Annotated in this window: 11 protein-coding genes; all 11 read right to left on the bottom strand. The window is 26.6% G+C overall.

Features of this window, described 5'->3' with window-relative positions; translation table 4 throughout:
- Window positions 1–110: 110 nt before the first annotated feature.
- The 11 genes from lpdA to nusA all read right to left on the bottom strand — a co-directional run bounded on the left by lpdA (window position 111) and on the right by nusA (window position 12,776).
- Window positions 111–1,949: a dihydrolipoyl dehydrogenase gene (gene lpdA, locus NX772_RS00915; RefSeq protein ID WP_027123440.1), complete on the bottom strand. Its 1,839-nt coding sequence runs from the start codon at window positions 1,947–1,949 to the stop codon at window positions 111–113.
- Window position 1,950: 1 nt separating this feature from the next.
- Window positions 1,951–2,841, bottom strand: coding sequence for a 2-oxo acid dehydrogenase subunit E2 (locus tag NX772_RS00910; protein ID WP_027123439.1), 891 nt, complete (start codon window positions 2,839–2,841; stop codon window positions 1,951–1,953).
- 13 nt (window positions 2,842–2,854) lie between these two features.
- The gene (locus NX772_RS00905; protein WP_027123438.1) at window positions 2,855–3,853 is read right to left on the bottom strand and encodes an alpha-ketoacid dehydrogenase subunit beta; all 999 of its coding nucleotides are present in this window, start codon (window positions 3,851–3,853) and stop codon (window positions 2,855–2,857) included.
- Complete coding sequence (gene pdhA, locus NX772_RS00900; protein ID WP_036450238.1) at window positions 3,853–4,953, bottom strand: pyruvate dehydrogenase (acetyl-transferring) E1 component subunit alpha; 1,101 nt, start codon at window positions 4,951–4,953, stop codon at window positions 3,853–3,855. Before pdhA ends, NX772_RS00905 begins: the two co-directional genes overlap by 1 nt.
- A 190-nt stretch (window positions 4,954–5,143) precedes the next feature.
- Window positions 5,144–6,235 (bottom strand): molecular chaperone DnaJ, encoded by a 1,092-nt coding sequence (gene dnaJ / locus NX772_RS00895; protein WP_027123436.1) that lies wholly within the window; start codon window positions 6,233–6,235, stop codon window positions 5,144–5,146.
- A 535-nt stretch (window positions 6,236–6,770) separates the two neighbouring features.
- A complete protein-coding gene (locus NX772_RS00890; RefSeq protein ID WP_027123435.1) occupies window positions 6,771–7,340 on the bottom strand; it encodes a hypothetical protein in 570 nt (189 codons plus the stop codon).
- 889 nt (window positions 7,341–8,229) lie between these two features.
- Complete coding sequence (locus NX772_RS00885; protein WP_027123434.1) at window positions 8,230–8,514, bottom strand: hypothetical protein; 285 nt, start codon at window positions 8,512–8,514, stop codon at window positions 8,230–8,232.
- A 210-nt stretch (window positions 8,515–8,724) separates the two neighbouring features.
- Complete coding sequence (gene rbfA / locus NX772_RS00880; protein ID WP_027123433.1) at window positions 8,725–9,075, bottom strand: 30S ribosome-binding factor RbfA; 351 nt, start codon at window positions 9,073–9,075, stop codon at window positions 8,725–8,727.
- 3 nt (window positions 9,076–9,078) lie between these two features.
- Complete coding sequence (gene infB, locus NX772_RS00875; RefSeq protein WP_027123432.1) at window positions 9,079–10,884, bottom strand: translation initiation factor IF-2; 1,806 nt, start codon at window positions 10,882–10,884, stop codon at window positions 9,079–9,081.
- Window positions 10,871–11,149: a YlxR family protein gene (locus NX772_RS00870; RefSeq protein WP_027123431.1), complete on the bottom strand. Its 279-nt coding sequence runs from the start codon at window positions 11,147–11,149 to the stop codon at window positions 10,871–10,873. Before NX772_RS00870 ends, infB begins: the two co-directional genes overlap by 14 nt.
- Window positions 11,139–12,776, bottom strand: coding sequence for a transcription termination factor NusA (gene nusA / locus NX772_RS00865; protein WP_027123430.1), 1,638 nt, complete (start codon window positions 12,774–12,776; stop codon window positions 11,139–11,141). The genes NX772_RS00870 and nusA overlap by 11 nt, the downstream gene beginning before the upstream one ends.
- Window position 12,777 lies beyond the last annotated feature (1 nt).

Genomic DNA, 12,777 nt, shown 5'->3' with positions numbered 1-12,777 from the left:
AACAATTAAAAATTTATAAAACGAAAATCTTAACTTACAAAAGTTGAGATTTTTCTTTATTTTTAAATAAAAAAAGCAACCCTTTAACAAACAGTTGCTTTTAATAACATTTATTTTTTTAATTTATTTAATTGGTGAACTGCGTTTCTCGCTGCTTCTCAAAGAATTTCACTAAATGTAGGGTGAGGGTGAATAGTTGAAGCTATATCATAAATAGTTGATTCTAAATCCATAGCTAGAACTATTTCTGAAATTAAATCAGTAGCTGCCGCTCCTATTATATGACAACCTATAATTTCTCCAAATTCTTTATCGATTATAAATTTAGCAAAACCTTTTGATTCATGTGCGGCTAAGGCCTTACCAACAAAAGTAAATTGATGTTTTGCGACAACAAAATCTTTTCCCTCAGCTTTAGCTTGTTCTTCAGTTAAACCAACTACAGCGATTTCAGGGTGTGTATAAATACATGCTGGTACAGTTCTAGATGAGTATTTAACCTTTTTATTTAAAATATTTGAAACTGCAACAACCGCATGACGGTATGCAACATGCGCAAGCATAGCTTGTCCTACAACATCTCCAATTCCATATACACCTTCGATGTTTGTTTGACAGAATTCATCAACAACTAATTCTTTTCTGCTTCCAAGTTTTATTCCTACTTCTTCTAATCCTAGAGATTCAGGAACTCTACCAACAGAGACTAATACTAAATCAGATTTAATAGATTCTTCTTTTCCATTAACTTCATAGAAAATTTTACCTTTTTCATATTTTGTAGTATTAGCATTTGTGATTACTTCAACATTCAATTCTTTTAAGTCATTTGATACTTGTTTGATAATATCTTTATCTAACATTCCTAATATAGTTGGTAAATTTTGAATTATTGTAACTTTTGTACCTGCAGAAGCAAACACTTGAGCAAATTCAACCCCGATAACACCACCACCAATAATTGTTAATGATTTTGGTTTTTTATCTAAATTAATTGCTTCTTTTGAAGTTATTAATTTTCCTTCTTCATACCCTTTATCAAAACCTGGTAAAGGAATTTTTCTATCACTAGAACCCGTTGCAATAATGATATTTTTCCCTTTATAAACTTTGCCTTCAACTTGTAGCTCATGTGCTCCAACAAATTTTGCTTCTCCGAAAATCATTTTTACTTTATTCATTCTCATTAAAGCTTGAACACCTGAAGTTAATTGTTGTACAACTTCTGTTTTTTTATTGTGCATTTTTGTTCAATCGATTTTAGCATCAAAATTTCCGATTAAACCATATTCTGAAGCGTGTTTTACATAATGTAAAATTTCTGTAGTTTTTAATAAGGCTTTAGTTGGAATACATCCTACATTTAAACAAACCCCACCTCAAAATTCTTTTTCAATAATTAAAGTTTTTAAACCAGCGGCACCAGCTTCTTCTGCTGCTAAATAACCTCCAGGACCCGATCCAATAACTATTACATCAAATTCTTCTTCAATTTTTCCTGTAAATTCTTTACCTTTTTCTTTATTAGAATTAGAGGTGTTATTGATAGAAGAAGATTTTTCTTCTTTTGGTTCTGAATTTGATACAGCAGGTCTTTTTAAAGAAGATAAGTCAAATAATTGATTTGAAACTTTTACTTCACCAACTACAGAAGCTCCACCTTCTGCAGGTTGTTCATCTTTTTTCTCTTCTTTGACTTCTTCTTGATCACTACTTCCATCATCTATGTGATAAATTTCTTGACCTACGTGAATAGTGTCTCCTACAGACATTAAAACTTTAACAATTTTTCCTGTAGCAGGAGAAGGAATATCAGAAGTAACTTTATCTGTTTCTACAGAAAATAAAGAATCTCCTTCATTGACCATATCTCCTTCTTTTTTATAAATTTCTGCTACAACTCCCTCATGTAGCCCTTCACCTATATCTGCGAATTTGAACTTATGCATCTTATAAAACTCCTAAAATTTCTGGTTTTTCTAATAATTCTTTTACTCTTGTCGCAAATCTACCTACAGTTGCTCCATCAATTCATCTATGGTCAGCTGAAACAGTTAAATTCATAACTTTTCCTGGAACTATAGCTCCATTTTTAACTACTGGACGATCCACTATGGAACCTACACCTGCAATAGCTAATTCTGGATAATTTATAACAGGAGTTCCAAACAATGCTCCTACAGATCCATAGTTAGTAATAGTAAATGATCCGCCTGACATTTCATTTGGTTTAATTTTTCTATCTCTAGCAGCTAATGCTAATCTAGATATTTCTTTAGATAGTTCTAAAATAGTTAATTCTTGAGAATTTTTTACTACAGGAACCATTAAACCAGCTTCTGTATCGACTGCAATTCCTAAATTTAAAGTAGTTGGATAAACAATTTCTGATGTTGCTTCATCATATTTAGCTGCTAATATTGGAAATTCTTTTAAAGCGATTAAAATTGCTTTTGCTATATAAGGTAAAAATGTTAATTTAACACCTGTAGATTTTTGTACATCTTCAACTATTAATTTTCTTAAATCTCATAATTTAGTCATGTCAATTTCATTTACTAAACTAAAGTATGCTACAGAATCTCTAGAATTAATCATCGCTTTTGCGATCGCTTTTCTAATTGGAGTAACTTTTTCTCTTTTACCGTCTAATGAACTAGTTGTAGTTTGGCTAGTTTTTTGTTCAACAACCTTATTTTCTAAAACTGGTGATTCTTTGAAGTTTGCTACATCTTCTTTTAAGATTCTTCCAAAAGGACCTGATCCTTTTACTTGAGTTATATCAATACCCATTTTTGAAGCCAATGCTCTAGCTAATGGAGTAGAAATAATTTTATTCATATTTTCCTTTCTTTTAGAATTTAAATTCTACAACTTCTTTAATTTTTTTAACTATTTTGTCACTGTCAATAGCGTGATATTTTTCACCTCTAGCTAAAGGGACTGTAATATCATAACCTGTTAATCTTGTTAAAGGAGCTTTTAAATATTCAAACGCTTTTTCATTTACTCTAGTTATAATTTCAGCTGAAACAGAAAATGATTTTACTGCTTCATGAACAACTAAAAGTCTTCCTGTTTTTTTAACAGAATTAATTATAGTTTCTGTATCGATAGGTTTTATAGTTCTTAAATCAATTAATTCAACACTTATTTCAGGATTAGTACTCATAATTTTCTTTATAGCTTCGATTGAGTCATGAACTTGTGCTCCATATGTTACTAAAGTTAAATCATTTCCTTCTAATAATACATTGGCTTTTCCAATTGGAACTTCATAAGCTTCTGCAGGTATTTCTTGTTTAAATGAACGATATATTTTTTTAGGTTCTAAAAACACAACAGGATCTGGATCATTAATCGCAGCAATCATTAATCCTTTTGTATCATAAGGAGTAGAAGGCATAACAACTTTTAATCCAGGAACGTGAGCAAACATAGCTTCGATAGCTTCAGAGTGATGTTCTAAAGCCCTAACACCTCCTGCCATTGGCATTCTTAAAACTAAAGGAACTGTAAATCTTCCTCTTGATCTATTTCTATATCTAGCAGCGTGAGTCATTAATTGCTGAAAAGCAGGGTATGAAAATCCTTGAAATTGCATTTCCACTATTGGTTTTAAACCAAATAGAGCAGCCCCTACTCCTATCCCCATCATTGAAGCTTCGGCAATTGGTGTATCTCAAACTCTTTCAACACCATATTTTTTTTGTAATCCTTCAGTTGCTCTAAACACACCACCTTCGAACCCGGCATCTTGACCTCAAAGAACTACTCTATCATCCTTTTCCATCATTAAATCAATAGCATGAGTAACGGCACCTATATTATTTAATTCAATTTTTTTGCTCATTATTTATTCTCCTTTGCGTAATACAATAGTGCTTCTGCTTTTTGTTCTTCTAACTCAGGTGTTAATTTTTCATAAGTGTAATCAAAAACTTCATTTATATCTACTTCAAGTTCTTTTAATGACTCTTGATATGCATCTTTCACTTGATTTAAAGCTTCTTCTCAAATTTTTTCTTTTTCTTCTTTAGTTAGAAAACCTTTAAACTCTAAATAATTTTCTATACGATGCATAGGTTCTCATTTTTCATTTTCTTTTTCTTGTTCAACTGTTCTATAAATTCTTGGATTATCACTAGTTGTATGAGGTCCTTGTCTTCAAGTCACAAATTCCACAACAACTGGTCCATTTCCAGCTCTTGCATAATCAACAGCTTCTTTAATTACCGCATATGAAGCTAATAAATCATTTCCATCAACTCTAACCCCAGGAATTCCTGCAGCTGCAGCTTTAGCAGCTATTGTTTCAGATCCTGTTTCTAAATGTTCAGGTGTAGAAATTGATCATTGGTTATTATTAACACAAAAAACTGAAGGTCATTTTCAAATAGCGGATGTATTTATAGCTTCATAAAATTCTCCTTCAGCTGTTCCACCGTTTCCTATAAATGACATAGAAATAATAGGTTTTTTCATTAATTTTGCAGCATATGCAATTCCTGCTGCATGAGAACATTGTGTTGCTATAGGGATATTAATAGGTAAAAGATTTACACCATTTGGTGATACGCTACCTCTTTCATTACCATTTCAATATAACATTTGGTTTTTAACTGACATACCCATATATAACATTGTGGCATTAGATCTAAATGCTGGGACAAATCAATCATCCTTTTCTAAAGACATAGCTGCTGCTACTTGTAATGCTTCTTCACCAAAATTTGGGGCAAAAGTTAGCATTCTACCTTGTCTTTGTAATTGTGTCATGTATTCATCTTGTCTTCTAGATAAAACCATAAATTTATAAGCTTTAATAAGTTGTTCTTTTGTTAATTTTGGTTCATTTTTAGGATCAATTAATTTTCCATCTATATCTAAAAAACGAATTAAATCGTTTTTGGAAAACATAACTTTTCCCGGTTTGATGAATTTGAATTCCATAATACTCCTTTAAATTAAATAATTAATATTAAAATTATACTATTTATTATTTTTTTAATTAGATAACTTATTAAAAAAAGTGTAAAAATTTAAATAATTTTTAATTTTTTTTAATCAAAGTTAAAATAAAAAAAATAAACTAAGTATTTTGAGCTTAAAATGTTATCTTATATAAATACTTAATTTATTTTTATTCAAAATCCTTTAATCATTTTCTTTTAATTTCATCATTTGTACTGTTTAAAATTTTTATTAGTTCTTTTTGTTCGTTTTTAGATAATTTTGGAACATTTAATTGAATATGCACTTTCATATTGCCTTTGATATTAGGATTTTTAGGGTTTTTTGCACCTTTGTTTTTTATGGTTAAGATGTCACCTGATTTATAAGAATTATTCATTTTTAATTTTTCAATTCCATAAGGTGTAGGAATATCAATTTCATTTTCAGCAATAATATCTGTTATAGAAACAGGAACTGTTAAATGAATATCATCACCGGTTCTTATGTAATGTTTATGTTCTCTAACATTTATTTCAATGTAAAGATCACCATTCATTCCTCCATTTTTACCTGGTCCACCATATCCGTTTAAGACAATAGATTGACCATCTTTAATTCCTGCAGGAATAGAAACTGTTAATTCTTTAGCTTCTTTCATTAAACCTTTACCTTGACATAAATGACATAATTTAGTAACTTGTTTCCCTTTTCCTTTACATGTTGAACATGTTTTACTGTTTTGTATTGAACCAAAAGGGGTTCTTATTACTTGTGTCATTGTACCTGATCCATTACATGTTGAACAAGTTGATATGTCATTAAATGACTCTGCTCCTGTACCTTGACAATGTGAGCAAGTAGAATATTTTTCAAATTTTCTTTTTATTTCTGTACCTAAAATAGAATCAATAAAGGAGATAGTATATTCCATTTTATAGTCATTACCATCTTCGGGATAATTACTACTTCTTGATCTTTTAGATCCTCCAAAAATATCTCCAAAAAAATCACTAAAGCCACCAAAACCAAAATCACCAAAACCAGCAGTTCTATTAGGATCAAAGGCATCATGGCCATATTCATCATATTGTTGTCTTTTTTGAGAATCTGATAAAATTTCATATGCTTCATTAACTTCTTTGAATTTTTCTTCAGCATCTGACTCTTTGTTTTTATCTGGATGATATTTCATAGCTAATTTTCTATAAGCTATTTTAATATCTTTTTCAGTAGCATTTTTATCAACACCTAATACTTCATAATAATCTCTTTTTGCCATAATATAAAAAATTTTAGCACATTTTATATTAGAGTGCTAAAAAAATAAAAATTACTTTGTTAATATTATTAAATATATAAGTAAATAAAATGCTAAAATGAGTTTTCTATCTATTCGAAAATTATGCAACGATTTTAAGATTTATTAGATTCATTATGAGTTTATAAAAATCAAGTTTTATATATACTAAAATAATTTTTAAATATGCTATTAATAAATTTTTAAATATTTCTAATTTAAAGCCAATTTCCTCATCTTATATTTTTGAAAAGAAAAATGTAAGACAATAATTTTGTTGTTTATTTTCAAATTTATTTTTTACAAAAAAATCGAAAAAATAATTTCTTATTTAAAATAATAATTAAGTTTTTTAAAATGTTCTTTTCCTTTTTATTAAAAAAATAATATCTATATCGTTCGGTAAAATATCATCAACTCCATTAATATAAAAACTAGAACTCTCTTGAATAATAATCGTAAAGTCTAATTTTGATAATGTATTAAAAATTTTATAAAGTGTATTTTTTCTTTATTTTTAAAGCAAAAAAAAGAAAATAAAATCTGTCTTTTTCTTTTTTTCGCTTTTCCCTATATATACATGACAAATTTTCTTTAATATAAGAAATACTAAAACTAAAAAGTATAAGAAAATAATTAATAAAAACACAATAAAATAATTTTCTTCTTTATCGCTACCACTGATACCTAGTAACACAAAAATCATAATCATTGTAATAATAGATATCATAATAAATACTAAAGTAATAATTGCGCTCTTTAGTAAAAATTTTCCTCTATTCGTTAAAACTTTAATATTTTCTATCTTTTCTTTATTAAAATAAAATAATATGTATTCAATCGCTTTTTTTCCTTTAGGGACACCATTATCTCTAGAATATTTTAATGCTAAAAGAATAATAGATTGAAAAAAATTAACAGATATTGAAAAAAGTGATATGGCTATTAAGAAGTTCTCATGTTTTCATATTTTGAAAAAAGATCCAAAAACAATAAAAGATATTAATAATATAAAATTTATAGAAAAATAACTTATAGATAAAATTTTTATTTTTTTAAATTCTATATTTTTATCGCTATTTTCCATAATAATTACTCCTTTATTTTTGCGTGTTATGATTATAACACCTTTTAAGTAAAAATGCAAATTTATTTAAATTAATCTTATAAATTTTGAATATTTATAAAAATTTTACAAATAAATATGAATTTTTTATATTTTTAAATTTCAAAGACAATAAATTAAATCATTTTAATTTATATGTACAAATTTCATTACAGACAGAATAAAGAAAAAAAGAGATTTGATTTATTGTTGTTAAACTAACTAATAGGACGGTATATTTTATAAATTCTAGTACAGCGCTTTAAAATAAAAACTAGTCGTACATTTTAATTTACATTTCAGAACGTAACAATATTGTTTGTGGCATTATAAAATGTAAATTTTTTAGGCTTTATTTACTTTCAATTTCTTTTGAAATTTAACATATGTATTAAGTTTTTTATTAGTTTAAAAAAGTGATTTTAATAATATTTATTTACAATTTCAAATGTAAATATATGTGTGTCATTTTACGAAATACCAGTAATTATGTCGATAAAAAACTAGAATTTCCTTGAATAACAATTAGAAAGTCTAGTTTTAATAATATATTAATAATTTTAAAAAGTATGTTTTTCTTCATTTTAATAATTATAAAAATATAAAAAATCTGTTTTTTTGCGTTCATCGCTTCTACCTATATATACCTGGTAAATTTTTTTTAACAAAATTGAAGAATGAGAAGTTATAAAAAGACAGTCAAATAATATAAACTGAACAAATTTAATTTGTTCACTATTTATACGGTTAATAGCGCTAACAAAAACTAAAGTCGTCAATGATATAAAAGATGATAATAAAATAAAGTACACTACAAAAAATGCAACCTTTAAAATTAAATGTTCTTTTTTAGTTAGAACTTTCGTATTTTCTATCTTTTCTTTATTAAAATAAAATAATATATATTCAATTGGTTTTTTCCTTTTGGTGTATCAACGCTTCTAAATAGTATTAATGCTGTTGAAAAAAGAATAAATGGTAGTGTTATAATTATTACACTTAATGATAAAATTTGTAAAAAATTGTCTTGTTCCCATATTTTAAAAATTGATGATAATGTAATGAAAAACACCATAAACAAAAGAACTAAAGAAAAATAAGAAGCGGAAAAAAATTTTACTTCTTTTAATCTTTTATTTTTATTAGTATCTTCCATAATAAGCACCTTCTTTTTTATTATATATAATAAATTATAGCATTATTTAAAATGGTTTATTTTATCGAAGTAGTCTTTAAATATTTTGAAATTTGAAAATAAAATCCTAGATAAAAAATCAAGCAAAACTAATTTTTAGATTCATTATAGTTTTGCTTGATTTTTATTTAAGAAAATTAAAAACTTTTAGCTATTATCAAATATTTAATTTTAATCGTTCTGATTTTTTTGTTTTTTTATTTCTTTTAATATTTCTTCTATTTTTTGAGCACTATTAAATACTTCATCTAGAAAGAAATGAAGTTCTGGCACTTTCCTAGAATTTACCGTTTTAGCAATTTGACTTCGTATATAACCTTTTGCGTTATTTATAGCTTCTAATCCTTTTTGTGAATTTTTGATAAAACTTAAAAATATTTTTAAATGAGATCCATCATTAGATAATTTAACATCATTAACTGTGGCTCCATATACATTAGAATTTGTTATTTCCTCACCTATTATCTTTGAAACTAAAAGAAAATAATGAGATTCTTTCTTTCTTAAAGTAATTTTATTCATATTTTACTCTTCTATTAATACATCTTCATATGCTTTAATAATATCATCTACTTGTATATCATTAAATTTATAGATGTGACAACCAAATTCCATACCCATAGCCACTTCTTTTGTGTCATTTAATCCTTTTCTTAGTGAATCTAATTTTCCCTCATGAATTAATTTATTTTTTCTAAATACTTTTACTTTACAATTTGTTTTAAATTTACCATTAACCATGGTACATCCTGCAATTTGCCCTACTTTTGAATAAGAAAACACTTTTAATATTAATGCTTCACCAATATTCTTTTCTTCATATTTAGGTTCTTTAAAACCTTTTAACATAGCTTCAACTTCTTCGGTTATTTTATAAATAACAGAATACTCTTTAATATCTATTTTTTGTTGATTAGCAAATTGTTTAATAGAACTAGGTACATTTGAATTAAAAACATATATTATGGCATTTGAAGCTTCGGCTAGTAAAATATCTGCCTTTGTTACATCTCCAACTGATGAATGAATAACCTTTACCATTCCTTCTTCATTTTTTAATTTTTCAAGAGAAGATTTAATAGCTTCAGCTGTTCCTTGAACATCACTTTTTATAATTATATTTATAATTTTTTTTCCTTCTTCTAAAGTAATTAAGTTTTTCTCTTTTAAAGCGGTTTGTTTATCTGTAAAAGCTTTTTCTTGCGCTAAATTTTTAGCAAATTTTTCATCTGTGAAACCGAAGAATTTATCTCCTGCTAAAGGAACATAATTAAGACCAGTTATTATAACAGGTGTTCCTGGAGTTGCTTTTTCAATTGGTTCACCTAATGAGTTTTCTAGTGTCCTAATTTTTCCATATTTAGAACCAGCTACAATAAAATCTCTTGGATAAAGTGTTCCGTGTTGTACTATTAAAGTTGCAACCGTTCCTTTACCTTTATCTAATCTAGATTCTATAACTGTTCCTATTGGGTATCTATTTTTATTAGCTTTTAAATCTAAAATTTCAGCCTGTAAATTAATAGCTTCAAATAATTGGTTTAATCCTTGGCCGGTTTTACCTGAACCGTAGACAAACATATTATTTCCGCCTCATTCTTCAGGTAAAATATTATGTGTTGAAAGCTCTGATTTAATTCTTTCTACATCTATATTAGGTTTATCCATTTTATTTACAAAAACAATAATTGGAACTTTAGCACTTAAAGCATGATTAATGGCTTCAACAGTTTGTGGCATTACACCATCATCAGCTGCAACTACTAAAATAACAATGTCAGTAACTTTCGTTCCTCTTGCTCTCATTTCTGTAAAAGCTTCATGACCAGGAGTGTCTAAAAATGTAATTTTTTTATTTTGGTATTCAACTTGATAAGCTCCTGTGTGTTGTGTAATACCACCAGCTTCACCATGTGCAACATTAGATTTTCTAATTGTGTCTAATAAAGTTGTTTTCCCGTGGTCAACATGACCCATTATAGTAATAATAGGTACTCTAGATTCCATTTCTTCTTCATTATCGTTTATTTCAATTTGATCCATAAAATTAGAAGCATTTATTTCTACTTCCCTTTGAAAGTCAAAACCGTATTCAATACATAATTCTGCAATTTCTTCTTCGTTTAAAGTGTTATTTAAGGTATACATTTTACCTTTTTTAAAAAAGTAAGAAACAACTTCATTAGCAGATTTTTTAATTTTGGTTGTAAATTCTGAAATTGTCATTGGGCCTGTAAAAATGAAAACACCATCTTTTAATTCTGTCTTTACACTAACTAATTGTGATTTAATTTCTTCCACATTAGATTTTCTTTGTTTAATTTTTGCCATAAAATAATATAACTTCCTTTCTTAATTCTTCATAATTTTCTTTTGAGATATTCATTTTAAATGAGCGATTAAAACTCTTTTTATCAAGTGCTTTTGTTACTATTTCAAAATCATTTTTTAAGTAAGAACCTCTACCTTGTAAATTTTTATCTTTATCAAAAATTACAATATTACTTTTATTTTTTGTGAACCTTAATAATTTATCTATTTCTAATATTTCACCTGTAAAAATACATTTTCTAGAATAAGATTTATTATTTTTCATTTTCCTCATCGTCTCAATCTGCATCGTTTACATCAAAATCAAAATCTTTAAGTCCTGCGAAAGCTGCTAAATCATTATCAATTTTATAATTTTTAATTTCTTCTTGTATTTGAGTTAATTCCTCTTTTGTGTAAGAGTTATCAATTTCGGTTTTTGGATCTGATATTTTATTTTCAAAATCCGATAATGTTTCTTCGAAAATTGAGTTAGCATCTAATGTATTTAACATTCTATCTTTGTTAGTTACATTATTAATTTTGTTTGTTTTTTCAATTGAGTAATTCTCTTCAATTAAACCAAAATCTTCATTATATTTTTGTATGTCTCTATCAAATTCATCTAATAAGTAATTAGGATTAATTTTTCTTTTTTCTTTTCTTGTTTTATGTGTATTTGAAGAATTAATTTCTGATGAATTCAATTTATTTTTCGCTTCTAATTCTATTAGTTCTAATTCTTGTTGGTCTGCAATGTTACCATTTCAAACTATATTCATTTCATCGTTAATTGCTTTACTATAAGGGTAAATATCAATTCTTGATCTAGTTAATTCTGATGCTAAAGAAACATTTATTCCTTTTTTACCAATAGCTAATGAATGGTGTGAATCAGGAACTACTACAACAATTTTGCTAGATTTTTTAGATCTAAAGGTTAAAACTGAAACTGTTTTTGCTGGTGAAAGTGCATTTACTATAAATTTAACAGGATCTTCACTAAATTCAATAACATCAATTTTTTCACCATCTAGTTCTTTAGAAATAAACTCTATTCTATTTCCAGATTTTCCTATTAAAGCTCCTAAACCATTAATTAAAGTTTCGGAATTTGATTTTATAGCTACTTTTGATCTTTCACCTGCATGTCTAGCAATTCTTACTATTTCAATTTCGCCACTTTCAATTTCAGGTATTTCTCTTTTTAAAAATTCATTTAATATGTTGTTAGAAATTGTAGACAAAATTATTTGTGTGTCTTTTGCTTCTTCTGCTATATCTTCTATATAAACTTCTTCTAAAACACCTAATTCGTTTCTTCTTTTAGAATTTGCAGATAGTTGTTTAGGCATAAAAGCGTGAACTTGATCTTCTTCAATTTCATAAATATATCCTGATTTGGTTATAGAAATTAATTTAGCTTTTACTATTGTACCTTTTAATTTTGAATATTTAGAAAGAGTTCTTTCTCTAACCATTTCTGTTATTTTTTGAACAAATTGTTGTTTTACAGGGAGAAAAATACTTTTAGGAAGTTTCTCAAATTCAATGTCGATTAAAATAGAATCTCCATCTTCTGTTATAGATGAAGATAATTGTTTTGCTTCTGTTAAAGAAATTGCGCAGGTTTTCATCCCTTCGTTTTCATTAATTGTCTTTTCATATTCTTCATCAGATAAAACTAATGCATTTTTGTTTACTAAACGAATAATTTCTTTATCATAATCCATTATTAATTCAATTTCTGCTTCAGGATCTAAATTTTTAGTTATTGTATTTTTAAAAGATTCTTCTAATATATTAACTATGTCTTCTTTATTAATTTTTCTAGAATTAGCTACATCATTTAAATAACTAAAAAAATATTTTTTTTCAATATTTTGATTTGAAATTTCTTTTTTTCTTGCCATT

It is taken from the genome of Mesomycoplasma molare (genome assembly GCF_024918955.1).
Taxonomy (GTDB): domain Bacteria; phylum Bacillota_I; class Bacilli_A; order Mycoplasmatales; family Metamycoplasmataceae; genus Mesomycoplasma_A; species Mesomycoplasma_A molare.
This window is presented reverse-complemented; position numbering and strand designations above follow the sequence as displayed.